General features: G+C 60.8%; 21 protein-coding genes. 15 read left to right on the forward strand and 6 right to left on the reverse strand.

Features of this window, described 5'->3' with window-relative positions:
- Positions 1-64 precede the first annotated feature (64 nt).
- Entirely contained in the window at positions 65-997 is a 933-nt protein-coding gene (locus BFP92_RS09355; RefSeq protein WP_065929262.1) for a proline iminopeptidase-family hydrolase, read from the reverse strand.
- Between the two features lie 92 nt (positions 998-1,089).
- A complete protein-coding gene (locus tag BFP92_RS09360) occupies positions 1,090-1,854 on the reverse strand; it encodes a LuxR family transcriptional regulator (RefSeq protein WP_056857240.1) in 765 nt (254 codons plus the stop codon).
- Between the two features lie 183 nt (positions 1,855-2,037).
- On the opposite strand from BFP92_RS09360, the gene BFP92_RS09365 reads away from it, so the two are divergent.
- Genes BFP92_RS09365 through BFP92_RS09390 form a run of 6 tightly spaced genes read left to right on the forward strand, consistent with a single transcriptional unit; the run spans position 2,038 to position 8,201 of the window.
- Complete coding sequence (locus BFP92_RS09365; protein ID WP_056857239.1) at positions 2,038-2,925, forward strand: proline iminopeptidase-family hydrolase; 888 nt, start codon at positions 2,038-2,040, stop codon at positions 2,923-2,925.
- A 3-nt stretch (positions 2,926-2,928) separates the two neighbouring features.
- Positions 2,929-3,876, forward strand: a complete 948-nt coding sequence (locus BFP92_RS09370) for an ABC transporter permease (RefSeq protein WP_017136113.1) — start codon at positions 2,929-2,931, stop codon at positions 3,874-3,876.
- On the forward strand, positions 3,873-4,730 hold the full coding sequence (locus BFP92_RS09375; RefSeq protein ID WP_065929263.1) for an ABC transporter permease: 858 nt from the start codon (positions 3,873-3,875) through the stop codon (positions 4,728-4,730). Before BFP92_RS09370 ends, BFP92_RS09375 begins: the two co-directional genes overlap by 4 nt.
- Positions 4,727-5,683: an ABC transporter ATP-binding protein gene (locus BFP92_RS09380; protein WP_065929264.1), complete on the forward strand. Its 957-nt coding sequence runs from the start codon at positions 4,727-4,729 to the stop codon at positions 5,681-5,683. Before BFP92_RS09375 ends, BFP92_RS09380 begins: the two co-directional genes overlap by 4 nt.
- Positions 5,680-6,651: an ABC transporter ATP-binding protein gene (locus BFP92_RS09385; RefSeq protein WP_065929265.1), complete on the forward strand. Its 972-nt coding sequence runs from the start codon at positions 5,680-5,682 to the stop codon at positions 6,649-6,651. The genes BFP92_RS09380 and BFP92_RS09385 overlap by 4 nt, the downstream gene beginning before the upstream one ends.
- A gap of 35 nt (positions 6,652-6,686) precedes the next feature.
- Entirely contained in the window at positions 6,687-8,201 is a 1,515-nt protein-coding gene (locus BFP92_RS09390; protein WP_065929266.1) for an ABC transporter substrate-binding protein, read from the forward strand.
- A gap of 153 nt (positions 8,202-8,354) precedes the next feature.
- On the opposite strand, the gene BFP92_RS09395 is transcribed toward BFP92_RS09390, so the two are convergent.
- The 4 genes from BFP92_RS09395 to BFP92_RS09410 form a co-directional block, all read right to left on the reverse strand.
- Positions 8,355-9,095, reverse strand: a complete 741-nt coding sequence (locus BFP92_RS09395) for a YciK family oxidoreductase (RefSeq protein ID WP_056857233.1) — start codon at positions 9,093-9,095, stop codon at positions 8,355-8,357.
- Positions 9,096-9,263: 168 nt separating this feature from the next.
- Positions 9,264-9,935: an N-acetylmuramic acid 6-phosphate phosphatase MupP gene (mupP, locus tag BFP92_RS09400; protein WP_065929267.1), complete on the reverse strand. Its 672-nt coding sequence runs from the start codon at positions 9,933-9,935 to the stop codon at positions 9,264-9,266.
- A gap of 4 nt (positions 9,936-9,939) precedes the next feature.
- Positions 9,940-10,638, reverse strand: coding sequence for a bifunctional 2-polyprenyl-6-hydroxyphenol methylase/3-demethylubiquinol 3-O-methyltransferase UbiG (gene ubiG, locus BFP92_RS09405; protein ID WP_003172645.1), 699 nt, complete (start codon positions 10,636-10,638; stop codon positions 9,940-9,942).
- A 63-nt stretch (positions 10,639-10,701) separates the two neighbouring features.
- Entirely contained in the window at positions 10,702-12,033 is a 1,332-nt protein-coding gene (locus BFP92_RS09410) for a TRZ/ATZ family hydrolase (protein ID WP_065929268.1), read from the reverse strand.
- Positions 12,034-12,142: 109 nt separating this feature from the next.
- Between BFP92_RS09410 and mtnA the strand changes: the two genes are divergently transcribed.
- The 9 genes from mtnA to BFP92_RS09460 all read left to right on the forward strand — a co-directional run bounded on the left by mtnA (position 12,143) and on the right by BFP92_RS09460 (position 25,903).
- Positions 12,143-13,213, forward strand: a complete 1,071-nt coding sequence (gene mtnA, locus BFP92_RS09415) for an S-methyl-5-thioribose-1-phosphate isomerase (RefSeq protein WP_065929269.1) — start codon at positions 12,143-12,145, stop codon at positions 13,211-13,213.
- A gap of 424 nt (positions 13,214-13,637) precedes the next feature.
- Positions 13,638-16,301, forward strand: a complete 2,664-nt coding sequence (gene gyrA, locus BFP92_RS09420; RefSeq protein WP_065929270.1) for a DNA gyrase subunit A — start codon at positions 13,638-13,640, stop codon at positions 16,299-16,301.
- A gap of 231 nt (positions 16,302-16,532) precedes the next feature.
- Positions 16,533-17,618, forward strand: coding sequence for a 3-phosphoserine/phosphohydroxythreonine transaminase (gene serC, locus BFP92_RS09425; RefSeq protein ID WP_065929271.1), 1,086 nt, complete (start codon positions 16,533-16,535; stop codon positions 17,616-17,618).
- On the forward strand, positions 17,618-18,712 hold the full coding sequence (gene pheA, locus BFP92_RS09430) for a prephenate dehydratase (protein WP_053132458.1): 1,095 nt from the start codon (positions 17,618-17,620) through the stop codon (positions 18,710-18,712). Before serC ends, pheA begins: the two co-directional genes overlap by 1 nt.
- A 9-nt stretch (positions 18,713-18,721) precedes the next feature.
- Positions 18,722-19,834 carry a histidinol-phosphate transaminase gene (gene hisC / locus BFP92_RS09435; protein WP_065929272.1) on the forward strand — a complete coding sequence of 371 codons (1,113 nt, stop codon included), beginning with the start codon at positions 18,722-18,724 and terminating at the stop codon, positions 19,832-19,834.
- 28 nt (positions 19,835-19,862) lie between these two features.
- Positions 19,863-22,073 carry a bifunctional prephenate dehydrogenase/3-phosphoshikimate 1-carboxyvinyltransferase gene (locus BFP92_RS09440; RefSeq protein ID WP_065929273.1) on the forward strand — a complete coding sequence of 737 codons (2,211 nt, stop codon included), beginning with the start codon at positions 19,863-19,865 and terminating at the stop codon, positions 22,071-22,073.
- On the forward strand, positions 22,070-22,759 hold the full coding sequence (gene cmk / locus BFP92_RS09445; protein WP_003172653.1) for a (d)CMP kinase: 690 nt from the start codon (positions 22,070-22,072) through the stop codon (positions 22,757-22,759). The genes BFP92_RS09440 and cmk overlap by 4 nt, the downstream gene beginning before the upstream one ends.
- A gap of 120 nt (positions 22,760-22,879) precedes the next feature.
- On the forward strand, positions 22,880-24,574 hold the full coding sequence (rpsA, locus tag BFP92_RS09450) for a 30S ribosomal protein S1 (RefSeq protein WP_017136102.1): 1,695 nt from the start codon (positions 22,880-22,882) through the stop codon (positions 24,572-24,574).
- Positions 24,575-24,680: 106 nt separating this feature from the next.
- Positions 24,681-25,903, forward strand: a protein-coding gene (locus BFP92_RS09460) for an IS3 family transposase (protein ID WP_122527355.1) whose coding sequence is annotated in 2 segments (ribosomal slippage) — positions 24,681-25,032 and positions 25,032-25,903 — 1,224 coding nt in all. Because the reading frame shifts where the segments join, the coding sequence is not laid out codon by codon here.
- The last annotated feature ends 37 nt before the right edge of the window (positions 25,904-25,940 follow it).

The following is a 25,940-nucleotide window of genomic DNA, read 5'->3' on the forward strand; positions in this document are numbered from 1 at the left end:
CTTAAGATCGTGACGCGGAGCGTCACAGGAAGCATTCCCACGCGCAGCGTGGGAACGATCACACTCAGCCAGCCTTGAGGACTTTGTTCGGCATTGAACACGCCTCGTCCAGAAACTTCACCACCGTCCCCATGCATGCCTGGCGTTCTTCCACGTGGGGCATGTGGCTGGAGTCTTCAAACAGCGCCCAGCGCACGTCGGTGATTTCATCCAGGAACGGCTTGACCACCAAGGGCGTGGCCTCGTCGTGGCGCCCGGATATCACCAGCGTCGGCACATTGATCGCCGACAGGCGCCCCATCACGCTCCAGTCCTTCAAGCTGCCGATGATGTGAAATTCGGTCGGGCCGCTCATGGCGTGGTACACCGTCGGGTCGGCGTCCACGGCTGCAAAGGTGCGCGCCACTTCTTCCGGCCACGGGTTTACTCGGCACACGTGCTGGTCATAGAACATCCGCGCCGCCGCCAGGTATTCCGGGTCTTGGTAGGTGCCGGCCTGTTCGTGTTTGAGCAGGGTTTGGTGCACGCCTTCGGGCAACAGTTGGCGCAGGCGGTTGGCTTCGCTGACCCAGGTGCGCATGCAGGTGGGCGAGTTCGCCGGGATAAACGCACGCAGGCCCTTGGGTTGCAAAATCGCGTGTTCGCTGCCGAGCATGCCGCCCCAGGATTGACCGAGGATCGCGTAGTTGTCACTGATTTGCAGGTGGTCCAGCAGGTTGTTCAGTTCGTCGAGGAACAGGCCGATGGTCCAGAAAGACGGGTCTTTGTCCGGCAAGTGCGTGGAGCGGCCATTGCCGATCTGGTCGTAGTGAATCACCGCATGGCCGCTGGCGGCGACGTCCTTGAACGCGTCTACATAGTCATGGGTGCAACCGGGGCCGCCATGGAGGATCACCAAGGGCGTGCGGCCGGTGCCCAGGTCGCCGGTGACGCGGTACCAGGTCTGGTAGGCGCCGAAGGCCGCGTAGCCTTCGCGGACTTTCTCGATGAATTCCATTTCGTACCCTGCTCTGAAAAAAGGATCAGGGCTACGATAGTCGGCACGCGGCGTTTAAGTAACTAGCAAAACAGCTAGGTTTTTCCGACGGTTCAATCTTCCAACAGGCGGTAATGGGTCGCGCGCACCACCGCCTGTACGCGGTTCTTGGCGCCCAGTTTGTGCATGGCCGAGGCCAGGTGCAGGGTGACCACCGCCAGTGAGCGGCTTAACTGCGTGGCGATCTCGGCGGCGGTCAGGCCCTCGGCGGCCCATTTCAGGCACTCGCGCTCGCGCTTGGTCAGATGGATATGCGGGTAGGTGCGCAGCTCTTTGCTGAGCAACGGGTAGGCCGCTTCCTGCAACGCGTGGGTGATCAGGCTGAAGTCCGCCAGGGTCTGCTGGGCATCTTCCAGCACCGTGCCGGCCTTGCCGGTGCGCAGGCCGGTCAGCGACGCGAAGCCGCCGCGCGGCAGGTGGATCGGCACGGTGACGCCGCAGGTCAGTTGGCGTTCATGCAGGTAAGAGGACACGGGCGCATGGCACGGGTCGATGATCTTTTGCAGCGCGGTGTCGGCTTTGGCCTCATAGGACCACACAAACGGCGACACCGTGCTCAGGGCCAGATGCTGCACCGGGTCGATCTGGTAAAACCCTTCGCTGCACCATAACGCGTGCCAGTCCGACGGTGTGTTGCGCGATTCCAGCACCGAAGGCGTGATCAGCGAACCGTCCTGGTCGATGGGCACCGGGGTGTAGTCATACACCAACGCATCAAAGCCCAACTGCTGGGCGAGGATAAACGTGTTGTCGATCTGTTCATCCAGGCTCCTGCCGGGCATGAGGCGGTTGTTGAAGGCGGTAAGTTTGGACAGCATCCGTTCTGCTCCCGAATTCATTTGAATCTCGACTTGCGGCAAGTAGAATGCCACGCCCCGGCGAAGGACTGCCAGGCCAAACCTATAAGAACTACTAGGTTATGGACGCGCGGCATCCTCGGTAGTGTTGGCCAGATCAACGGCCGCTACCTGCCAGGCCGATACAACACAAGGAATGTATGCATGTGGCGTGAAATTGCCCCCGACCAGCAGTACAACGTGCAAGTCGATGGCCATAACCTCGTGGCCTACAGCTTTGGCGACGGCGATGAGGTGCTTTTGTGTCTCAACGGCGGCCCAGGCCTGCCGTGTGATTACTTGCGCGACGCCCATGGCTGGCTCAAAGACCATAACCTGCGAGTGGTTGCATTCGATCAGCTTGGCACGGGCGCATCAGCCAGACCATCAGATGTTTCCCTGTGGGAAATTGGCCGTTATGTCGAAGAAGTCGAAACCGTGCGCCAGGCACTGGGCCTGGGCCGCGTGCATCTGCTTGGGCATTCGTGGGGCGGCTGGTTGGGCATCGAGTACGCCATTCACTATCCTGACGCCCTGAAAAGCCTGATCCTGGAAAACACTGTCGGCGATATTCCGCACCTGTCCCAGGAGCTGGAACGCCTGCGCGGCGCCCTCGGCAGCGAAACCGTGGCCATGATGCAGCGCCATGAGGCCATGGGCACCCTCGATCATCCGCAATACCAGGCCGCCATTACCTTGCTCAACTACCGCCACGTCTGCCGCCTGGACGAATGGCCGGAGCCGGTCAAGCGCTCCTTGGGCGACTGGAACATGGGCCCTTACGAAACCATGCAAGGCCCCAACGAGTTTCTCTATATCGGCAACCTCAAGGACTGGAACCGCATCCCGGAGATGGCCGAATTCAAGATGCCGATCCTGATCACCACCGGCCAGCACGACGAACTCACTCCCGCCTGTGCTCACCGCATGAAACTTGCGGCCACACACGCCGAACTGCATGTATTCCCCAACAGCAGCCATATGCCGTTTTATGAAGAGCCCCAGGCGTACTTTCCGGTGCTGCTGGACTTTCTCGCTCGCCACCGAGGCTGACGGATGAATCTTGCGCGTTACCGTTTTGTGCTGTCCCGGCCGCTGCAATTGCTGCCGGTGTTGTTTGGCATCAGCCTGATCACCTTTGTGCTGGTGCGCTCGATCCCCGGCGACCCGGCGCGCGCCTTGCTGGGCTCGCGCAGCACGCCGGACGCCTTGCTTAAAATCCGCGCCCAGTACGGCCTGGACCAGCCCTTGTGGCTGCAGTATTTCTACTTTCTCAAGAACCTGCTCAAGGGCGATCTGGGCCAGTCGCTGCTCTATAAGGTCGACGCCTTGAAGCTGATCGTCACCCGTATCGAGCCGACGCTGGTGCTGGTGCTCGGCAGTGTGCTGCTGGCGCTGTTGATCGCGGTGCCGCTGGCCACCGTGGCGGCGCGCAACAAAGGCGGCTGGGCGGATAACCTGATTCGCGTGTTCACCACGGTCGGCCTGGGCATGCCGGCCTTCTGGCTGGGCTTGATGCTGATTCTGTTGCTGAGTGTGAAGTGGGGCTTGTTCCCGGTATCGGGCTACGGTCGCACGTTTACAGATAAAGCCCACCACATGGTCCTGCCGTGTTTGACCATTGCGCTGGCGCTGGCAGCGGTGCTGGTGCGCAACCTGCGGGCGAGCATGCTGATGGAGTTGCAGGCCGACCATGTCACCGCCGCCCGCGCCCGCGGGTTATCGGAGGCGGCGGTGTTTCGTCGGCATGTATTGCCCAATTCGCTGGTGCCGGCGGTCAACCTGCTGGCGGTGAATATCGGCTGGCTGATCAGCGGCACGGTGGTGATCGAAAGCCTGTTCGCGATTCCCGGCATCGGCCAATTGCTGGTGCGCGGCATTTTTACCCGCGACTACATGGTGGTGCAGGGCGTGGCGATGGTGCTGGCGTGTGCGACGGTGGTGGTCAACTTCGTCGCGGACGTGGCGACCGTGGCCCTCGACCCAAGGGTGAAGATGCAATGAGCAGTCGCCCACTGATTGCGCCGTGGCGTTTGCGCCTGCGCTTTGGTTTTCGCAATGGCCGGCTGACCGCCGCATGGGGCTTGCTGATCCTGTTTATGTGGTTGGCCCTGGCGTTGTTCGCGCCGTGGATCGCGCCGTATGACCCGATTGCGCAGAACACCGATCTGAGCTTGTTGGCGCCCAGCCTTGCCCATCCATTTGGCACGGATAACTATGGTAGAGATATCCTTTCGAGGGTGATCTGGGGCGCGCGGATTGACCTGCAACTGGCTGTCATCGGCGTGATCTTCCCGTTCCTGATCGGCACTTTTATCGGCGCTGTTTCCGGCTACATCGGCGGGCGCTTCGACAGCCTGTGCATGCGTGTGATCGACGTGGTGCTGGCGTTCCCGTTCCTGGTGCTGATGCTGGCGATCATGGCCATTCTCGGGCCGGGCTTGCAGAGCTTTTATATCGCCATGGCGCTGGTGGGCTGGGTGTCGTATGCGCGGTTGATCCGCTCGCAGATCCTGGTGCTCAAGGAAAGCGACTTCGCCCTGGCCGCCAAGAGCCTGGGCTTTGGCCATGGGCGCATTCTGTTTCGGCATTTGCTGCCCAATGCGATGTTTGGCTCGATTGTGTTTTCCATGTCCGACGCCGTGCTGGTGCTGCTCAACGGCGCTGCCGTGAGCTACCTGGGCCTGGGCGTGCAACCGCCGACGGCGGAGTGGGGCACGATGGTCGCCGAAGGGCAGGCGTTTATCACCACCGCCTGGTGGCTTTGCACCTTCCCGGGCCTGGCCATTGTGACCCTGGCCATGGGTTTCAGCCTGCTCGCCGATGGTGTGGCGCAAGTGTTGGGGGATCGTTCATGAGCCTGCTTCAGGTGCAGGACCTCAGTGTGATCGCCAACAATGGCGGGCGTGAGGTCACGCTGGTTGATCGTGTGTCCTTTGATTTGGCCGAAGGAGAAATCCTCGGCCTGGTAGGTGAAAGCGGCTCGGGCAAGACCCTGGCCTGTCGCGCCCTGATGCGCCTGTTGCCGTCGCCCAACCTGCGGGTGCAAGGCGGCGCGGTGCGCCTGGCCGGTCGCGACCTGTTGCAACTCGATGAGGCTGGCATGCGCGCCGTGCGCGGTGGGCAACTGGGCATGATTTTCCAGAACCCCAGCAGTCACCTGGACCCGTTGATGCGCATCGGCGAGCAGATCGCCGAAGGCATCCGTTTGCATCAGGGCGCGTCGAAAAAAGACGCACGCCAACAAGCCATCGAGGTGCTGCGCCAGGTCGGTATTCCCGATCCCAAGGCGCGGGTCGACAACTACCCCCATGAGTTCTCCGGCGGCATGCGCCAGCGCGCGATGATCGCCGTGGCCCTGGGTTGCAACCCGCAGGTGCTGATTGCCGATGAGCCGACCACGGCGCTGGATGTGACGGTGCAGGCGCAGATCCTGCGCCTGCTACTGGAGCTGCGCGACCAGCGCGGCCTGGCGATCATCATGATCACCCATGACCTCGGCGTGGTGGCGCAGACCTGTGATTCCATCGCGGTGATGTACGCCGGGCGCCTGTGCGAACACGCGAGCAAATACGACGTGCTGGCCCATCCGCAACACCCGTACACCGCCGGCCTTATCGATTGCCAACCCGCCCACAGCAGCGGCCACGCCTTGTTGCGCACCATCCCCGGCCAGCCGCCGTTACTGGATGCCTTGCCCGTCGGTTGCCGCTTCAACCCGCGCTGCCCGCAAGTGGCGGCGTTGTGCACTGAGGTGTTGCCCGAAGGTGCGCGCGTGGCTTGCCACTATCCGCTCGGAGAGCGCCCATGAGTCTGTTGCAGATCAAGGACCTGGAGGTGCGGTTTGCCGCGTCCGGCACGGGTATGTTGGGCCTCAATAAACAGTGGGTGAGGGCGGTCAATGGTGTGTCGCTGAACCTGGCCGCAGGCGAAACCCTGGGGTTGGTGGGCGAGTCCGGCAGTGGCAAAAGCACGCTGGGGCGAGCCATTTTGCACCTCAACCCGATCAGCGCCGGGCAGGTGTTGTTCGATGGCGTCGACATGGCCCAGGGCAGTGCGATCGACATCGCCCGCCTGCGGCATGAAACCGCGATGATTTTCCAGGACCCTTACGCCGCCTTGAACCCGCGCCACAGCATTGGCGAAACCCTTGTCGAAGTGTTAAGGGTGCAGCGCAAGGTCGCCCCGCAGCAGATACCGGCTCGCGTGGTCGAGCTGCTTGACCTGGTGGGCCTGCGCCCTGAACTCGCCAGCCGCAAGCCCGGCTCCCTCAGTGGTGGCCAGTGCCAGCGCGTCGGCATCGCCCGCGCCCTGGCGGTGGAGCCGCGCCTGATCATTGCCGATGAGTGCGTGGCGGCCCTGGATGTGTCGATTCAGGGCCAGATCATCAACCTGTTGCTGGAACTGCAACAGCGCATGAACCTGGCGATTCTGTTTATCGCCCATGACCTGGCCATTGTGCGGCGCCTGTGCGACCGCGTGGCGGTGATGTACCTGGGCAAGATCGTCGAAGAAGGGCCGGTGGAGGCGGTGTTTACGGCGCCGCGCCATCCGTATACGGCGGCGTTGATCGAGGCGATTCCCGAGATCGATCCGCACCGGCCGTTGCCTGCAGAACCGTTGCCCGGTGAGCCGCCAAGCCCGCTGAAGTTGCCCACCGGCTGCGCCTTTCACCCGCGCTGCCGGCACGCCCGGACGATGTGTTCCGTGGTGTTGCCGCCGACCCATTACCTGCACGAGCATCGGTACAGTTGCGTGCTTGAAGAACCTCTGTTTTGACCCACTTCTGCCATTCATGAACAAGGAGTTATGACATGCAAACCCGTCACTTGAAGTTACTCGCCGCCGCGACATTGACCGCCTGGTCCCTCACCGCCGGGCTGGCTCATGCCGCCGGTGTGCTGACCATCGGCTGCCGTGAAGACAGCACCACGTTCGACCCGATCAAAAGCGCACAGAACCGCGATACCTGGGTGTTCGCCAACGTCTACGACACCCTGGTGCGCGTGGATAACCTGGGCACCAAGATGGAGCCGGGCCTGGCCGAAAGCTGGGAAATTTCCAAGGACGGCCTGACCTACACCTTCAAGCTGCGTGACGCCAAGTTCTCCGATGGCTCGGCGATCACCGCCGCTGACGCCGCGTTCAGCCTGTTGCGCATCCGCGACAACAAGGCGTCGCTGTGGGCGGATCCGTTCAACCTGATCAACACGGCCAAGGCCAGCGACCCGCAGACCCTGGTGGTCACCCTGAAAACCCCGGCCGTGGCCTTCCTCTCGCAACTGGCCTCGCCGACGGTGTCGATCCTGTCGGAAAAAGCCATGACCACGATGGGCGAAGACGCCTACTCGGAAAACCCGGTGACCTCCGGCGCGTTTACCGTGGAGGAGTGGCGTAAAGGCGACCGTGTGATCCTCAAGAAGAACCCGAACTTCTGGCAGGCCAACAACGTGAGCCTGGATGGCGTGGAGTGGGTCTCGGTGACCGACGACAACACGCGCATGCGCATGGTGCAGAACAACGAGCTGGACACGGCGATCTTCGTACCGTTCTCCCGCGTGGAAGAGCTGAAGAAAGACAACAACGTGGTGATCCACGCCGACCCGTCGACCCGCGAAGATCACCTGCTGATCAACCACGCCCACGGTCTGCTGGCCAAGCCGCAGGTGCGCGAGGCGCTGGACATGGCCATCGACAAGCCGTCGCTGGTCAAGACCGCCACTTACGGCCAGGGCACCGTGGCCTATTCCTACATCCCCAAAGGCTCGCTGTACCACTACGCCAACAACCTGCAACGCCCCTATGACCCGACGGCCGCCAAGAAACTGCTGGAAGAAGCCGGCGCCAAGGACTTGAAACTCAACTACGTGGTCAACGCCGGCAATGAAGCTGACGAGCAGATCGCGGTGATCATCAAGGACCAGTTGGCCAAGGTCGGCGTGACCGCCAACCTGCAAAAGGTCGACCCGACCCAAAGCTGGCAGATGCTGGTGGACGGTGAATACGATATTTCGGTGATGTACTGGACCAACGACATCCTCGACCCGGACCAGAAGACCACTTTCGTGCTGGGCCACGACACCAACCAGAACTACATGACCCGCTACAAGAACGATAAGGTTAAAGAGCTGGTGGCGCAGGCGCGGATCGAGGCCGACCCGGTCAAGCGTGAGCAGATGTATGTGGCGTTGCAGAAGCTGGCGAAGCAGGATGTGAACTGGATCGACCTGTACTACAGCCCGTACATCAACATCTCACGCAAGAACGTGAGCAACTTCCTGCAAAACCCGCTGGGGCGTTTTACCCTTGAGGAAGTGGTGAAGAACTAATATTTCCAATACGCCAACAATCAAATGTGGGAGCGGGCTTGCTCGCGAAGACGGAGTGTCAGTCAATAGAGATGTCGACTGATCCGCCGCCTTCGCGAGCAAGCCCGCTCCCACAGTTCGTTCCCTGCTGTGTCAGTTGGATCTGCTTAAGTGTTACTGCGCATCAAACGCCTGCCCATTGATCCCGGCACTGTCCGGCCCCATCAGGTACAGGTACACCGGCATGATGTCTTCCGGTGCAGGCCTTTCCATCGGGTTTTCCCCCGGATACGCCTGGGCGCGCATGCTGGTGCGCGTACCGCCTGGGTTGATGCTGTTGGCGCGTACCGATGCCACGTCTTCCAGCTCATCGGCCAGGGTTTGCATCAAACCTTCGGTGGCAAACTTCGACACACCATAGGCACCCCAATACGCCCGGCCCTTGCGCCCGACGCTGCTGGAGGTGAACACCACCGACGCATCCTGGGACAGCTTGAGCAGTGGCAAGAGTGTGCTGGTGAGCATGAACATCGCGTTGACGTTCACGTGCATCACGCGCATGAAGTTCTCACCGGACAACTGCTCGATCGGCGTGCGTGGGCCGATGATCGAGGCGTTGTGCAGCAGGCCGTCGAGACGACCGAATGCTTTTTCGATCATCGCTGCCAGCTCATCGTATTGATGGGGCAGGGCGGTTTCCAGGTTGAACGGAATCACCACCGGCTGCGGCTGGCCGGCCGCTTCGATCTCGTCATACACCTGAGCCAGGTTGGCTTCGGTCTTGCCCAGCAACAGCACGGTGGCGCCATGGGCGGCATAGGTTTTTGCCGCGGCCGCGCCGATCCCGCGACCGGCACCGGTCACCAGGATCACCCGGTCTTTGAGCAGTTCTGGACGTGCGGAGTAATCAAACATAAAAAACCTCTAAAAATTCAGTAGGTTGCAAACGCTGAATTTGAACCCTACAAAGATCCCCTGTGGGAGCGGGCTTGCTCGCGAATGCTGTGTGTCAGTTGCTGGTTCATTGACTGACACACCGCATTCGCGAGCAAGCCCGCTCCCACATTTAGACCTCCATCGGTTTTAGCAACTGCACAGCGCGTTATCCAGCACTTTGCGCAGTTCCAGCGGGTGGTCCACCACCACGTCGGCGCCCCAGTTGCGTGGGTTGTCGTCCGGGTGGATGTAGCCGAAGGTGACCGCTGCGGTGCGGGTGCCGGCGTCGCGGCCAGACTCGATATCGCGCAGGTCATCGCCCACGAACAGCACGCTGGCCGGGTCCAGGTCGAGCATCTTGCACGCCAGGATCAGCGGCTCGGGGTCGGGCTTGCTGTTCTTCACATGGTCCGGGCAGATCAGCAGCGCCGAACGTTCGGCCAGGCCCAGTTGCTGCATGATCGGCTCGGCAAAACGCAGCGGCTTGTTGGTGACCACGCCCCACACCAGGTGGGACTTCTCGATGTCCTGCAGCAGTTCTTCCATGCCGTCGAACAGCTTGCTGTGGATCGCGCAGCCTTTGAGGTAACGCTCCAGGAATTCCAGGCGCAGCGCTTCAAAGCCAGGGGATTCCGGGTCCATCGAGAAGGTCACGGCGACCATCGCCCGCGCACCGCCGGAAATTTCATCGCGGATATGCTGTGGGTTGATCGGCGCCAGGCCTCGATCGGCGCGCATGGCCTGGCAGATCGCAATAAAGTCCGGCGCGGTGTCCAGCAAGGTGCCGTCCATGTCGAAGAGAACTGCTCGCAACTTCACAGGCTTACTCCTCGCGCAGGGTCTGGATCATGTAGTTGACGTCAACGTCGCTGGCCAGCTTGTAGTGCTTGGTCAGCGGGTTGTAGGTCAGGCCGATGATGTCCTTGACGGTCAGCCCGGCCTGACGGCTCCAGGCGCCCAGCTCGCTTGGGCGGATAAATTTCTTGAAGTCGTGGGTGCCGCGCGGCAGCAACTTCATGATGTATTCGGCGCCGATGATCGCGAACAGATAAGCCTTGGGGTTGCGGTTGATGGTGGAGAAGAACACCTGGCCGCCGGGCTTGACCATACGGAAGCACGCGCGGATCACCGAAGACGGGTCTGGCACGTGCTCGAGCATCTCCAGGCAAGTGACCACGTCGAACTGCTCAGGCATCTCTTCGGCCAGGGCTTCGGCGGTGATCTGGCGGTATTCGACGCTCACGCCGGATTCCAACTGGTGCAGTTGGGCCACGGCCAGCGGCGCTTCGCCCATGTCGATGCCCATCACGGTAGCGCCGCGCTGGGCCATGGCTTCGCTGAGGATGCCGCCGCCGCAACCGACGTCCAGCACCTTCTTGCCGGCCAGGTTGACGCGCTCGTCAATCCAGTTGACGCGCAACGGGTTGATGTCGTGCAGCGGTTTGAACTCGCTTTCGCGGTCCCACCAGCGGTGGGCCAGGGCTTCAAACTTGGCGATTTCGGCGTGGTCGACGTTGCTCATGGTGAATCCTCTAAATCTGATAAATCGGTTATTCAGCCCTGAACGCTGGGTTCAAGACCTTCGTTATTCGCTGTGCCCGCTGATCCGTTGGCCCCAGGCGATGGCCGTGGCGGTCAACTGTTGTTCATCCATGCGGGTCAATCGCCGGTCGTCGAGCAACTGCTTGCCGGCGACCCAAAGGTGTTTCACGCACTCGCGCCCGGTGGCATATATAAGCGTTGAGACCGGGTCAAAGATCGGTTGTTGCGCCAGCCCCGACAGATCAAAGGCGACGATATCCGCCGCCTTGCCGACTTCCAGTGAGCCAATCTCGCTGTCCAGGCCCATGGCACGTGCCCCATTGAGCGTAGCCATGCGCAGGGCGCGATGGGCGTCCAGGGCGGTGGCCGAGCCGGCGACGGCCTTGGCCAGCATCGCCGCCGTGCGTGTTTCGCCCAGCAGGTCGAGGTCATTGTTGCTGGCCGCGCCGTCGGTGCCGATGGCCACGTTCACACCAGCCTGCCACAGACGCTCCACCGGGCAAAAGCCGCTGGCCAGTTTGAGGTTCGATTCCGGGCAATGGATGACGCTGGTGTTGCTTTCTACCAGCAAAGCCAGGTCATCCTCGCTGATTTGGGTCATATGAACGGCCTGGAAGCGTGGGCCGAGCAGACCCAGACGGCCCAGGCGCGCCAGCGGGCGTTCGCCGGTCTTGTCCACGGCTTGTTGCACTTCGAAGGCGGTTTCGTGCACATGCATATGGATGGCGGCGTCCAGCTCTTCGGCGATCACCCGGATTTTTTCCAGGTTGGCGTCGCTCACGGTGTAGGGCGCGTGGGGGCCGAAGGTGATCTTGATGCGCGGGTGGTGCTTGAGGTCGCCGAACAGCTCCACGCCTTGGCGAATCGCCTCATCGGCGCTGCCGGCGCCGGGAATCGGGAAGTCGAGGATCGGCAGCGCGATCTGCGCGCGCATGCCGCTGTTGTGTACGCAGTCGCTGGCGACCTTGGGGTAGAAGTACATGTCCGAGAAGCAGGTGATACCGCCCTTGAGCTGCTCGGCGATGGCCAGGTCGGTGCCGTCGCGCACGAAGGCTTCATCGACCCATTTGGCTTCGGCGGGCCAGATGTGTTTTTCCAGCCAGGTCATCAGCGGCAGGTCGTCGGCCAGGCCGCGAAACAGGCTCATCGCCGCGTGGCCGTGGGCGTTGATCAAGCCGGGGCTGAGCAGCATGCCCGGCAGCTCGCGAACCTCGCTGGCCGCCAGCTTCAAGGCCGCCGCCCGTGACCCGATAAACGCAATGCGCCCGTCACGGATGCCCAGGCCGTGCTCCTTGAGCACCACGCCAGCGGGTTCGACAGGTACCAGCCAGGTTGGCAGCAGCAATAAGTCGAGCGGGGCGGCAGTGGAGGTCATCGCAGGCTTCTTCCCAGGCAGCTATAAAAGAAGGGCGAAGTATACCCGAGCGTCTTGGCTGGCGGATCGCTATAATCGGCGGCTTTTGTTCATGAGTGCGGGGTAAGGGATGCGCGACCGACTGTTAGCTGCAGAGAAAGTGAAGGCCATCGATTGGCGTGATGGCGCACTGCACCTGCTCGATCAGCGTGCCTTGCCCTCGCGGGAAACCTGGGTGGCCTGCACCACGGTGGCTGACGTCGCCCAGGCCATCCGCAACATGACGGTGCGCGGCGCGCCGGCCATCGGCATCAGTGCCGCCTACGGCCTGGTGCTGGCCGCCCGCGAGCGGATCGCCGAGGGCGGTGACTGGCAGGCAGCGTGGGAAGAAGACTACGCGCTGCTGGCCGATAGCCGTCCGACCGCCGCGAACCTGTTCTGGGCCTTGAAGCGCATGCGTGACCGCCTGGATCGGGTCAAAAAGCACGCAGACCCCTTGGCGGTGCTGGAAGCCGAAGCCATTGCGATCCACGAAAGCGACCGCGAAGCCAACCTGGTCATGGCCCAGTTGGGCCTGGAGCGCATTCGCAAGCACCAGGGCAACGCCCAGGCGATCCTTACCCATGGCAATGCGGGCGCTCTGGCCACCGGCGGTGTGGGCACCGCCCTTGGGGTGATCCGCGCCGCGTTCCTGGAGGGTTTGGTCGAGCATGTCTATGTCAATGAAACCCGCCCGTGGCTGCAAGGTTCGCGGCTGACGGCCTGGGAGTTGGCGGGCGAGGGTATTCCGGCCACGGTGAATGCCGACTCGGCGGGTGCGCATATCCTCAAGACCAAAGGCGTGACCTGGGTCGTGGTCGGCGCCGACTGCATTGCGGCCAATGGTGATGTGATCGGCCCGATCGGCACTTATCAGTTGGCGGTGTGTGCCATGCACCACGGCGTGCGTTTTATGGTGGTGGCGCCCAGTTCGACCCTCGATTTGATGATGGCCACCGGTGATGATGTCAGCCTGGAAGAGCGTGATGCGGCGGAGTTGCTGGCGGTTAACGGTCAGCGGCTGGAGGTTGCGGCGTTTAATCCGGTGTTCGATGTGACGCCGGCGGACCTGATTGATGTGATCGTGACCGAAAAAGGCATCGTCGAACGGCCTGATACCGCCAAGCTGGCCAAGTTGATGTGTCGTAAGCGCCTGCATTGAGGACGGTGGCGCTTGCAAGATTGCATTCGCGAGCAAGCCCGCTCCCACACTTGAATTGTGAACGCATTCAAGTGTGGGAGCGGGCTTGCTCGCGAATGGGCCTTCAAAGTCAATAAAATCCTTGGATCTGTACCTTGAAAATAGCATCAACGCACTTCTGAGCCTCTCTCGTCCCCCTCAAGCCTGTCATCCGTCAAATTACTAGCCTCCATGCGCATCAGGGGGATAGGTGCGTGGCGGCGATTGTGATAACATCCGGCGGTTTCCAGGGCCGCCCCGAGGGGTTGCCCATAACGTGCAGATCCGTGTCATAACTCGTTGATTTGTCGTAAGTCGTTGTCAGGCACTCTGCCAGCAACGGCGAGCTTCGTTCGTCCCATATGGATGTGACGAGGTTTCACCCGAAAAAGGAATCAGGCTTCTCATGGGCGAACTGGCCAAAGAAATCCTCCCGGTCAATATCGAAGACGAGCTGAAACAGTCCTACCTCGACTACGCGATGAGCGTAATTGTCGGGCGGGCACTGCCTGATGCGCGCGATGGCTTGAAGCCCGTGCACCGGCGTGTGCTGTTCGCGATGAGCGAGCTGGGTAACGACTGGAACAAGCCGTACAAGAAATCTGCCCGTGTTGTCGGTGACGTGATCGGTAAGTATCACCCTCACGGCGACACTGCGGTGTACGACACCATCGTTCGGATGGCCCAGCCGTTTTCCCTGCGCTACCTGCTGGTAGACGGCCAGGGCAACTTCGGTTCGGTCGACGGCGACAACGCTGCGGCCATGCGATACACCGAAGTGCGCATGACCAAGCTGGCGCACGAGCTGCTGGCCGACCTGCACAAAGAAACCGTGGACTGGGTGCCGAACTACGACGGCACCGAAATGATCCCGGCCGTCATGCCAACCCGTATTCCCAACCTGCTGGTCAACGGCTCCAGCGGTATCGCCGTGGGCATGGCCACCAACATTCCGCCGCACAACCTCGGTGAAGTCATCGACGGTTGCCTGGCCCTCATCGACAACCCTGAGCTGACCGTCGATGAGCTGATGCAATACATCCCTGGTCCGGACTTCCCGACCGCCGCGATCATCAACGGTCGTGCCGGCATCATCGAAGCCTATCGCACCGGCCGTGGCCGCATTTATATGCGCGCCCGCTCGATGATCGAAGACATCGACAAGGTTGGTGGCCGCCAGCAGATCGTTATCACCGAACTGCCTTACCAGTTGAACAAGGCGCGTCTGATCGAGAAGATCGCCGAGCTGGTTAAAGAGAAGAAGCTCGAAGGCATCACCGAACTGCGCGACGAGTCTGACAAAGACGGTATGCGCGTGGTGATCGAGCTGCGTCGTGGTGAAGTGCCTGAGGTGATCCTCAACAACCTCTACGCCCAGACCCAGCTGCAAAGCGTGTTTGGTATCAACGTAGTGGCTTTGATCGACGGCCGCCCGCGCATCCTGAACCTCAAGGACCTGCTCGAAGCCTTCGTGCGTCACCGCCGCGAAGTGGTCACCCGCCGCACCGTGTTCGAACTGCGCAAGGCCCGCGAGCGCGGCCACATCCTGGAAGGCCAGGCGGTAGCGCTGTCGAACATCGACCCGGTGATCGCGCTGATCAAGGCTTCGCCGACGCCGTCGGAAGCCAAGGAAGCCCTGATCAAGATGCCGTGGGAATCCAGCGCCGTTGTGGCGATGGTTGAACGTGCCGGTGCCGATTCGTGCCGTCCGGAAACCCTGGACCCGCAATACGGCCTGCGCGACGGCAAGTACTTCCTGTCGCCGGAACAGGCCCAGGCCATTCTGGAGCTGCGTTTGCACCGCCTGACCGGCCTGGAGCACGAGAAACTTTTGGCCGAGTACCAGGAGATTCTCAACCAGATCGGCGAGCTGATCCGCATCCTCAACAGCGCCGTGCGCCTGATGGAAGTGATCCGCGAAGAACTGGAAGTGATCCGCGCCGAATACGGCGACGTGCGCCGCACCGAAATCCTCGATGCGCGTCTCGACCTGACCCTGGGTGACATGATCCCGGAAGAAGAGCGTGTGGTGACCATCTCCCACGGTGGCTACGCCAAGACCCAGCCATTGGCTGCGTACCAGGCTCAGCGTCGTGGCGGTAAAGGCAAATCGGCTACCGGCGTGAAGGATGAGGACTACATCGCTCACCTGCTGGTTGCCAACAGCCACACCACGCTGTTGCTGTTCTCCAGCAAAGGCAAGGTGTACTGGCTCAAAACCTACGAAATCCCGGAAGCGTCCCGCGCTGCCCGTGGTCGTCCGCTGGTCAACCTGCTGCCGCTGGACAGTGATGAATACATCACCACCATGTTGCCGGTCGAGGAATACACCGAAGGTCACTTCATCTTCATGGCCACCGCCAAAGGCACCGTGAAGAAGACTCCGCTGGAATCCTTCAGCCGCCAGCGCAGCGTGGGCCTGATCGCTCTGGAGCTGGACGAAGGCGACGTACTGATCTCCGCGGCCATCACCGACGGCGAGCGTGAAGTCATGCTGTTCTCCGACGGCGGCAAAGTGACACGCTTCAAGGAGTCCGACGTTCGCGCCATGGGCCGTACCGCCCGCGGTGTGCGCGGCATGCGTCTGCCGGAAGGGCAGAAGCTGATTTCGATGCTGATCCCGGAAGAAGGCAGCCAGATCCTCACCGCTTCGGCGCGTGGTTATGGCAAGCGCACCGCCATCAGCGAGTTCCCGGAGTACAAGCGTGGCGGCCAGGGCGTGATCGCCATGGTCAGCAACGACCGCAACGGCCGTCTGGTCGGCGCGGTGCAGGTGCTCGATGGCGAGGAAATCATGCTGATTTCCGACCAGGGCACCCTGGTGCGTACCCGTGTGGCCGAAGTCTCGAGCCTGGGCCGTAACACCCAGGGTGTGACGCTGATCAAGCTGGCCAGCGACGAAACGCTGGTAGGCCTGGAGCGCGTTCAGGAACCATCGGAAGTCGAAGGCGAAGAGCTGGAAGGCGAAGACGGTGCGGTATTCGATGGCGAGGTGATCGCAACCGGCGATGACAGCGTCGACGAGCCAACCCTCGATGCAGCCGCAGACGAAGAAGAACCGCAGGAATAAGCGGACACACAGGGGGCGGATGAAGATTCGCCCCCTTGTTGTTTGTCCGTATGGAAATATCGACAGCCATGGAGATCTAGTGTGGGAGCGGGCTTGCTCGCGAAAGCGGACTGACATTCACCCGAGATGTCGCCTGTTGGATCGCTTTCGCGAGCAAGCCCGCTCCCACATGGGATCGGGTGTCGGCTGATATGTTTGCGTGACTACCACCAGATCAGAGTGAGATTGGATGTGAGCAAGAGAGCCTATAACTTCTGTGCCGGTCCCGCGGCGCTTCCTGAAGCAGTCCTGCAGCGTGCGCAGGGTGAACTCCTCGACTGGCATGGAAAAGGCCTCTCCGTGATGGAAATGAGCCATCGCAGCGATGAGTTCGTGTCCATCGCCACCAAGGCCGAGCAGGATCTGCGCGACTTGCTGGGCATCCCATCCAACTACAAAGTGCTGTTCCTGCAAGGTGGCGCGAGCCAGCAGTTCGCGCAGATTCCGCTGAACCTGTTGCCCGAAGACGGCACTGCCGACTATATCGACACCGGTATCTGGGGCCAGAAGGCGATTGAAGAGGCTTCGCGCTACGGTCACGTCAACGTGGCAGGCACCGCCAAGCCTTACGACTACTTTGCCATTCCCGGTCAGAACGAGTGGAAGCTGTCCAAAGACGCGGCCTACGTGCACTACGTCGCCAACGAAACCATCGGCGGCCTGGAGTTTGACTGGGTGCCGCAAGTGGGTGACGTGCCGTTGGTGTGTGACATGTCTTCGGACATCCTGTCGCGCCCGATCGATGTGTCCAAGTACGGCATGATCTACGCCGGTGCGCAGAAGAACATCGGCCCGAGCGGCATCCTGGTCAACATCATCCGCGAAGACCTGCTGGGCCGCGCGCGTTCGCTGTGCCCGACCATGCTCAACTACAAGGTCGCGGCCGATAACGGCTCGATGTACAACACCCCGCCGGCGTTCGCCTGGTACCTTTCCGGCCTGGTGTTCGAGTGGCTCAAAGAGCAGGGCGGTGTCGCCGCCATGGGCAAGCTCAACGAAGAGAAGAAGCGCACCCTGTACGACTTCATCGACGCCAGCGGCCTGTACAGCAACCCGATCAACCTCACCGACCGCTCGTGGATGAACGTACCGTTCCGCCTGGCTGACGACCGCCTGGACAAGCCATTCCTGGCCGGTGCCGACGCACGTGGCCTGCTGAACCTCAAGGGCCACCGTTCGGTCGGTGGCATGCGCGCCTCCATCTACAACGCTGTCGACATCCACGCGATCAACGCGCTGGTTGCCTACATGGCAGAGTTCGAAAAGGAACACGGCTAATGTCTGAGCAAGAACTCAAGGCCCTGCGTGTACGCATCGACAGCCTGGACGAGAAAGTCCTGGAGCTGATCAGTGAGCGTGCGCGCTGCGCCCAGGAAGTCGCCCGCGTGAAAATGGCGTCCCTGGCTGAAGGCGAAGTGCCGGTGTTCTACCGGCCTGAGCGCGAAGCCCAGGTGCTCAAGCGCGTGATGGAACGCAACAAGGGCCCGTTGGGCAACGAAGAGATGGCGCGGTTGTTCCGTGAAATCATGTCGTCGTGCCTGGCGCTGGAGCAGCCGCTGAAAGTGGCGTACCTCGGCCCGGAAGGCACCTTTACCCAAGCCGCGGCCATGAAGCATTTCGGCCACGCGGTGATCAGCAAGCCGATGGCGGCCATCGACGAAGTGTTCCGCGAAGTGGCGGCCGGTGCGGTGAACTTTGGCGTGGTGCCGGTGGAAAACTCCACCGAAGGCGCGGTCAACCACACGCTGGACAGCTTCCTTGAGCACGACATGGTGATCTGCGGCGAAGTCGAACTGCGCATTCACCACCATCTGCTGGTAGGCGAGAGCACCAAGACCGACAGCATCAGCCGCATCTACTCCCACGCCCAATCCCTGGCCCAGTGCCGCAAGTGGCTGGACGCGCATTACCCGAATGTCGAGCGCGTGGCGGTGTCCAGCAACGCCGAAGCGGCCAAGCGGGTCAAGGGTGAGTGGAACTCGGCGGCTATCGCTGGTGACATGGCTGCGGGGCTGTACGGCCTGACGCGCCTGGCCGAAAAAATCGAAGACCGCCCGGATAACTCTACGCGCTTTTTGATGATCGGCAGCCAGGAAGTGCCGCCCACCGGCGACGACAAGACCTCGATCATCGTCTCCATGAGCAACAAGCCCGGCGCGCTCCATGAGTTGCTGGTGCCGTTCCACGATAACGGGATTGACCTGACGCGCATCGAAACTCGCCCTTCGCGCAGCGGTAAATGGACGTATGTGTTCTTTATCGACTTCATCGGCCACCACCGCGACCCGCTGGTTAAAGGTGTGCTGGAGAAAATCAGTCAGGAAGCCGTGGCACTCAAGGTGCTGGGCTCTTACCCGAAAGCGGTTTTGTGAGGCTTTAACATGAGTGGCAACTTCCTCGCCCTGGCTCAGCCGGGCGTGCAACAACTGTCGCCTTACGTTCCAGGCAAGCCTGTGGACGAGCTGGCGCGTGAGTTGAACCTGGACCCGTCGAAAATCGTAAAGCTGGCCAGTAACGAAAACCCGCTGGGCCCAAGCCCCAAGGTGTTGGCGGCGATTCGTGAAGAATTGACTGAGCTGACCCGCTACCCGGACGGCAATGGCTTCGCCCTCAAGTCGCTGTTGGCCGAGAACTGCCGCGTTGAACTGAACCAGGTCACCCTGGGCAATGGTTCCAACGACATTCTTGAACTGGTCGGCCGTGCGTACCTGGCCCCAGGCCTGAATGCGGTGTTCAGTGAGCACGCGTTCGCCGTCTACCCGATCGTGACCCAGGCCGTGGGCGCTGATGCCCGCGTCATTCCTGCCAAGGATTGGGGCCACGACCTGCCGGCCATGCTGGCGGCCATCGACGCGCAAACCCGCGTGGTGTTTATCGCCAACCCGAACAACCCGACCGGCACCTGGTTCGACGCCCAGGCGCTGAACGACTTCCTGCAGGACGTGCCCGAGCACGTGCTGGTGGTGCTGGATGAGGCCTACATCGAATACGCCGAAGGCAGCGACCTGCCCGATGGCCTGGATTTCCTGGCGGCATACCCGAACCTGCTGGTGTCACGCACCTTCTCCAAGGCTTACGGCCTGGCGTCGCTGCGCGTGGGTTACGGCTTGTCCACTGCCGTGGTTGCCGATGTGCTCAATCGCGTGCGCCAGCCGTTCAACGTCAACAGCCTGGCGTTGGCGGCGGCGTGTGCGGCGGTCAAGGATGCCGAGTACCTGGAAGAAGGTCGTCGCATCAACGAAAGCGGCATGCAGCAGCTGCAGGAAGGTTTCCGTGGGCTGGGCCTGGGCTGGATCCCTTCCAAGGGCAACTTCATTTGTGTGGACCTCGGCCAAGTCGCTGCGCCGGTGTTCCAGGGCTTGCTGCGTGAGGGCGTGATCGTGCGCCCGGTGGCCAACTACGGCATGCCGAACCACCTGCGTATCACCATTGGCTTGCCGGCTGAAAACAGCCGCTTCCTGGAGGCGTTGGCCAAGGTTCTGGCTCGTGGTTGATGTCACTGCATTGCAACCTGCTGTGCCTATGATCGGTCGCCTGGTGGTGGTCGGCCTGGGGTTGATCGGTGGTTCCTTCGCCAAGGGCCTGCGTGAAAGCGGGTTGTGCGGCGAAGTGGTCGGTGTGGACCTGGACCCGCAATCGCGCAAGCTGGCGGTGGAGCTGGGTGTGGTGGACCGCTGTGAGGCAGACCTGGCGCTGGCGTGCCAGGGCGCGGATGTGATCCAGCTCGCCGTGCCGATCCTGGCGATGGAGAAGTTGCTGGGCTTGCTGGCCGACATGGACCTCGGGCAGGCGATCCTTACGGACGTCGGCAGCGCCAAAGGCAATGTGGTGCGCGCCGCCAAACTCGCGTTTGGCGGCATGCCGGCGCGTTTTGTACCGGGCCACCCGATTGCCGGTTCCGAGCAGAGCGGTGTCGAGGCATCCAATGCGCAGTTGTTCCGTCGCCACAAGGTGATTCTGACGCCGCTTGAGCAGACCGATCCGGCGGCCTTGGCGGTGGTGGATCGGCTGTGGCGCGAGTTGGGCGCGGATGTCGAGCATATGCAGGTTGAGCGCCACGACGAAGTGTTGGCGGCGACCAGCCATTTGCCGCATTTGCTGGCCTTTGGCTTGGTGGATTCGTTGGCCAAGCGCAACGAAAACCTTGAGATTTTCCGTTACGCCGCCGGCGGCTTTCGCGATTTCACGCGGATTGCCGGCAGTGACCCGGTGATGTGGCACGACATCTTCCTCGCCAATCGCGAAGCCGTGTTGCGCACCCTGGACACCTTCCGCAGCGACCTCGACGCCTTGCGCGATGCGGTGGATGCGGGTGATGGCCACCAATTATTGGGCGTGTTCACCCGTGCGCGGGTGGCGCGTGAGCATTTCAGCAAGATCCTGGCGCGCCGGGCCTACATGGAAACTGCTGTGAACGCCGATGAGCAGACCTTTCTCGCCAACCCGGGCGGCCGCTTGAGCGGGCAGATCCGCGTGCCGGGCGACAAGTCGATCTCCCATCGCTCGATCATGCTGGGTTCATTGGCCGACGGCGTGACCGAAGTGGAAGGTTTCCTCGAAGGCGAAGATGCCTTGGCAACCTTGCAGGCGTTTCGTGACATGGGCGTGGTCATTGAAGGGCCGCACCACGGGCGCGTGACGATTCATGGTGTGGGTTTGCACGGTTTGCAGCCGGCACCGGGGCCGATCTACCTGGGGAATTCCGGCACGTCGATGCGGCTGCTGTCCGGGTTGCTCGCGGCGCAGCGCTTTGACAGTGTGTTGACCGGTGATGCGTCGCTGTCCAGGCGCCCAATGAGCCGCGTGGCCAAGCCGCTGCGGGAAATGGGTGCGGTGATCGAGACCGGGCCGGACGGGCATCCGCCGCTGACGATTCGCGGCGGCCAGGCGCTCAAGGGCCTGGATTATTCGATGCCGATGGCCAGTGCGCAGGTTAAATCCTGCCTGTTGCTGGCCGGGTTGTATGCCGAGGGCAAAACCTCGGTGACCGAGCCTGCGCCGACCCGTGACCATACCGAGCGGATGTTGCGTGGGTTTGGTTACCCGGTGGCGGTGGAGGGCGCTACAGCCTCGGTCGAACCGGGTCATGCATTGACCGCTACACAGATAGAAGTGCCGGGGGATATTTCCTCTTCGGCGTTCTTCCTGGTGGCGGCTTCGATTGCCGAAGGCTCCGAGTTGTTGCTGGAGCACGTTGGCGTCAACCCGACCCGCACCGGCGTGATCGATATCCTGCGGCTGATGGGCGCGGATATCACCCTGGAAAACCCGCGTGAAGTGGGTGGCGAACCGGTTGCCGACCTGCGCGTGCGCGCCGCTGCATTAAAAGGCATCGAGATTCCCGAAGCCCTGGTGCCGCTGGCGATCGACGAATTCCCGGTGTTGTTCGTGGCGGCGGCCTGCGCCGAGGGGCGCACCGTGCTGCGTGGCGCCGAAGAGCTGCGGGTCAAGGAGTCCGACCGCATCCAGGTCATGGCCGATGGTCTGTTGGCCCTTGGCGTGAAGTGTGAACCGACACCTGATGGGATTATCATTGACGGTGGCCCAATGGGCGGTGGCGAAGTGCAATCCCATGGTGATCACCGCATTGCCATGGCGTTCAGTGTGGCTTCCCTGCGGGCGGCGGCGCCGATTCGTATCCGTGACTGCGCCAATGTAGCTACGTCTTTTCCGAACTTTCTTACACTGTGTGCCCATGTCGGCATCCGTGTTGCCCAAGAGGCTCAATTGTGAATATCAAAGCACCGGTGATTACCATCGACGGGCCAAGCGGCTCGGGCAAAGGCACGATCGCCGGCATTCTGGCCAAGCGCCTGGGCTGGTGCCTGCTGGATTCCGGCGCGCTGTACCGCCTGCTGGCCTTTGCCGCACGCAACCATGGCGTCGACCTGACCAATGAAGAATCCCTGAAGCTGCTGGCGGCGCACCTTGATGTGCAGTTCGTCGGCGCGACGGAAGGTCATCCGCAACGCATCATCCTCGAAGGTGATGACGTGACCGATGATCTGCGCAACGAACAAGTCGGCTCCTGGGCCTCCCAGGTTGCCGCGCTGCCGGCCGTGCGCGACGCATTGCTGCAGCGCCAGCGGGCGTTTCAGGAGCCGCCGGGCCTGGTGGCTGATGGCCGTGACATGGGCACCGTGGTGTTTCCCGAGGCGCCGCTGAAGATTTTCCTGACCGCCAGCGCCGAGGAGCGTGCTCGCCGCCGTTACTTGCAGTTGAAGGGCAAAGTCGATGGTGTTAGTCTGTCGAGTCTGCTAGATGAGATCCGTGCACGCGATGAGCGTGATACCCAGCGTGCGGTAGCCCCGCTAAAGCCGGCGGCTGACGCCATACAGCTGGATTCCACGGAGTTGTCCATCGAGCAGGTGCTGGAACGCATCTTGAGTGAAATCGCCATTCGCGATATCGCCGGGTGATCAAGAAGGCCGCAGGGGACCAGTCATAGTCCTGCGGTGGCTTCTTTTAACTGAAACTGACCCACACCGTCTGGGGTGTGGAGATGGGCGTATTCTTCGCCCTTATCAACAGGAATTAAAATGAGCGAAAGCTTTGCGGAACTCTTTGAAGAAAGCCTAAAAACCCTGAACCTTCAGGCAGGCTCCATCATCACCGGTGTTATCGTTGATATCGATTACCAAGCTCGCTGGGTAACCGTTCACGCTGGTCTGAAGTCTGAAGCTCTGATCCCGCTGGAACAGTTCTACAACGATGCTGGCGATCTGACTATCAATGTCGGTGACGAAGTTCACGTTGCTCTGGACTCGGTTGAAGACGGTTTCGGTGAAACCAAGCTGTCCCGTGAAAAAGCCAAGCGCGCTGAATGCTGGATTGTTCTCGAAGCAGCCTTCGCAGCTGAAGAAGTGGTCAAGGGCGTTATCAACGGTAAGGTTAAAGGCGGCTTCACTGTCGACGTTAACGGCATCCGTGCGTTCCTGCCAGGTTCTTTGGTCGACGTTCGTCCTGTGCGCGACACCACGCACCTGGAAGGCAAAGAACTCGAATTCAAGGTCATCAAACTCGACCAGAAGCGCAACAACGTTGTCGTTTCCCGTCGCAGCGTCCTGGAAGCAGAGAACTCCGCCGAGCGTGAAGCTCTGCTGGAATCCCTGCAGGAAGGCCAACAAGTCAAAGGTATCGTCAAGAACCTCACCGATTACGGCGCATTCGTCGATCTGGGTGGCGTCGATGGCCTGCTGCACATTACCGACATGGCCTGGAAGCGTATCAAGCATCCTTCCGAAATCGTCAACGTTGGCGACGAGATCGATGTCAAGGTTCTGAAGTACGATCGTGAGCGTAACCGCGTTTCCCTGGGCTTGAAGCAGCTGGGCGAAGATCCATGGGTTGCTATCAAAGCTCGTTACCCGGAAAGCACTCGCGTAACCGCGCGTGTTACCAACCTGACCGACTACGGCTGCTTCGCAGAGCTGGAAGAAGGCGTGGAAGGCCTGGTACACGTTTCCGAAATGGACTGGACCAACAAGAACATCCACCCTTCGAAAGTCGTACAAGTCGGCGACGAAGTGGAAGTTATGGTTCTGGACATCGACGAAGAGCGTCGTCGTATCTCCCTGGGCATCAAGCAGTGCAAATCTAACCCATGGGAAGATTTCTCTGGCCAGTTCAACAAGGGCGATAAAATCTCCGGCACCATCAAGTCGATCACCGATTTCGGTATCTTCATTGGTCTGGACGGCGGCATCGACGGCCTGGTTCACCTGTCCGACATCTCCTGGAACGAAGTGGGCGAAGAAGCTGTTCGTCGTTTCAAGAAGGGCGACGAGCTGGACACCGTTATCCTGTCGGTTGACCCAGAGCGCGAGCGCATCTCCCTGGGTATCAAGCAACTGGAAAGCGATCCGTTCTCCGAGTACGTTCAAGAGAACGACAAAGGCGCAATCGTTAAAGGCACTGTGAAAGAAGTTGACGCCAAAGGCGCCATCATCGTTCTGGCCGACGATATCGAAGCGACTCTGAAAGCCTCCGAAATCAGCCGTGACCGCGTTGAAGACGCGCGCAACGTTCTGAAAGAAGGCCAGGAAGTAGAAGCCAAGATCATCAGCGTTGACCGCAAGAGCCGCGTGATCCAACTCTCCATCAAGTCCAAGGACGAGATCGAAGAGAAAGAAGCAATCCAGAGCCTGCGCGACAAGCCAGCTACCTCTGACATCGCTTCGGGTCCGACCACTCTGGGCGACCTGCTGCGTGCACAAATGGAAAAACAGAACTAAGTTCTGTCAGACCATAGAAAAAGGGCGACTTCGGTCGCCCTTTTTTGTGCCTGTGTCCCGTCCTGAATAAGGTTTACACCTTCTGACCCAATCTCAGGAAGGCGTAATGAATTCAGGAAAAAGGCGCAGTCAGCGTGACTACTCGCTGACCTTTAAATTGTCAGTCGTCGATCAGGTCGAAAAAGGCGAGTTGAGTTATAAAGAGGCTCAAGAGCGCTACGGCATCCAGGGCAAATCTACGGTGTTGAACTGGCTACGCAGGCATGGTCGACAGAACTGGAGTCAAAGCGCGTCCATTCGTACCAAGAGATCCCGTTCCATGGATGAGCCCGACAAGCCGCTGACGCCCGAACAGCGAATCAAAGAGCTTGAAGAGCAACTCGCTCAAGCCAATCAGAAAGCTCAGTTTTTCGAAGCCGTTGTTGATGTACTCAAGAATGACTTTGGTGTCTCTGTCGTAAAAAAGCGATCCGGCAAGCCCTCTCCCAAAGGAAAGTCCAAGACCTGAGTATCAGCCGGGCTTGCCAGTTCATCGGGATATCCCGCCAGGCATATTACAAACGCATTCGAGCATGTAATGCTCGAGCCCTCCAGGCTCAGAAGGTTATGGGGTTCGTGCACGAAAAGCGCCTCAGACAACCTAGGCTTGGAACCCGAAAGCTTCATAACCTCATGCATAGCGAGCCCGAAGCCCCGGTAAAGGTTGGTCGAGACTGCCTTTTCGACATTTTGCGGGATCGCAGAGAGTTGGTTCCTCGAAAGCGGGCCTATCACAAAACGACAAACAGTCATCATCGCTTTCACAGGCACCCCAACCTGCTCAAAGAAGGGCCATCACAGGTAGTTGCTACGGCGCCAGAACAAGTTTGGGTAGCCGATATCACCTACTTGCCCACTCAAACGGGCGTGGCCTATCTGAGCTTGGTGACTGACGCCTACTCTCGGAAGATCGTGGGGCATCATGTTCACGAAAGCTTGCACACGGAGTCTGTGATTCAGGCATTCAGTAAAGCCCTCAAGTGCAGAAAAACAGAGCAAAACCTTGTTCATCACTCAGATCGAGGCATCCAATACTGCTCCGAGCTTTATCAGCGGCTGCATGTAAAGCACGGTATCCGGTGTTCTATGACCGATGGTTACGACTGCTACCAAAATGCTTTGGCCGAACGAGTGAACGGGATTTTGAAAACCGAGTTTCTCTTGCATCGGCCCAAAGATGCGGCTGAAGCCGCGCGAATGGTGGATCAATCCGTGCATATCTATAACAGTGAGCGGCCACATCTATCGCTGAAATACAAAACGCCCGATGCGGTGCATCGGGCGTTTTGAGGCTGAAATAGGTGTAAACCTATGTCAGGACTGGACA

It is taken from the genome of Pseudomonas sp. 58 R 3, from assembly GCF_900006605.1.
Classification (GTDB): Bacteria; Pseudomonadota; Gammaproteobacteria; order Pseudomonadales; family Pseudomonadaceae; genus Aquipseudomonas; species Aquipseudomonas salomonii.

What these genes read in the sequence shown, in the direction of transcription:
- BFP92_RS09355 (WP_065929262.1), bottom strand. Translation starts at nt 997, where the DNA reads ATGGAATTCATCGAGAAAGTCCGCGAAGGCTACGCGGCCTTCGGCGCC.
- BFP92_RS09360 (WP_056857240.1), bottom strand. Translation starts at nt 1,854, where the DNA reads ATGCTGTCCAAACTTACCGCCTTCAACAACCGCCTCATGCCCGGCAGG.
- BFP92_RS09365 (WP_056857239.1), top strand. Translation starts at nt 2,038, where the DNA reads ATGTGGCGTGAAATTGCCCCCGACCAGCAGTACAACGTGCAAGTCGAT.
- BFP92_RS09370 (WP_017136113.1), top strand. Translation starts at nt 2,929, where the DNA reads ATGAATCTTGCGCGTTACCGTTTTGTGCTGTCCCGGCCGCTGCAATTG.
- BFP92_RS09375 (WP_065929263.1), top strand. Translation starts at nt 3,873, where the DNA reads ATGAGCAGTCGCCCACTGATTGCGCCGTGGCGTTTGCGCCTGCGCTTT.
- BFP92_RS09380 (WP_065929264.1), top strand. Translation starts at nt 4,727, where the DNA reads ATGAGCCTGCTTCAGGTGCAGGACCTCAGTGTGATCGCCAACAATGGC.
- BFP92_RS09385 (WP_065929265.1), top strand. Translation starts at nt 5,680, where the DNA reads ATGAGTCTGTTGCAGATCAAGGACCTGGAGGTGCGGTTTGCCGCGTCC.
- BFP92_RS09390 (WP_065929266.1), top strand. Translation starts at nt 6,687, where the DNA reads ATGCAAACCCGTCACTTGAAGTTACTCGCCGCCGCGACATTGACCGCC.
- BFP92_RS09395 (WP_056857233.1), bottom strand. Translation starts at nt 9,095, where the DNA reads ATGTTTGATTACTCCGCACGTCCAGAACTGCTCAAAGACCGGGTGATC.
- ubiG (WP_003172645.1), bottom strand. Translation starts at nt 10,638, where the DNA reads ATGAGCAACGTCGACCACGCCGAAATCGCCAAGTTTGAAGCCCTGGCC.
- BFP92_RS09410 (WP_065929268.1), bottom strand. Translation starts at nt 12,033, where the DNA reads ATGACCTCCACTGCCGCCCCGCTCGACTTATTGCTGCTGCCAACCTGG.
- mtnA (WP_065929269.1), top strand. Translation starts at nt 12,143, where the DNA reads ATGCGCGACCGACTGTTAGCTGCAGAGAAAGTGAAGGCCATCGATTGG.
- gyrA (WP_065929270.1), top strand. Translation starts at nt 13,638, where the DNA reads ATGGGCGAACTGGCCAAAGAAATCCTCCCGGTCAATATCGAAGACGAG.
- pheA (WP_053132458.1), top strand. Translation starts at nt 17,618, where the DNA reads ATGTCTGAGCAAGAACTCAAGGCCCTGCGTGTACGCATCGACAGCCTG.
- hisC (WP_065929272.1), top strand. Translation starts at nt 18,722, where the DNA reads ATGAGTGGCAACTTCCTCGCCCTGGCTCAGCCGGGCGTGCAACAACTG.
- BFP92_RS09440 (WP_065929273.1), top strand. Translation starts at nt 19,863, where the DNA reads ATGATCGGTCGCCTGGTGGTGGTCGGCCTGGGGTTGATCGGTGGTTCC.
- rpsA (WP_017136102.1), top strand. Translation starts at nt 22,880, where the DNA reads ATGAGCGAAAGCTTTGCGGAACTCTTTGAAGAAAGCCTAAAAACCCTG.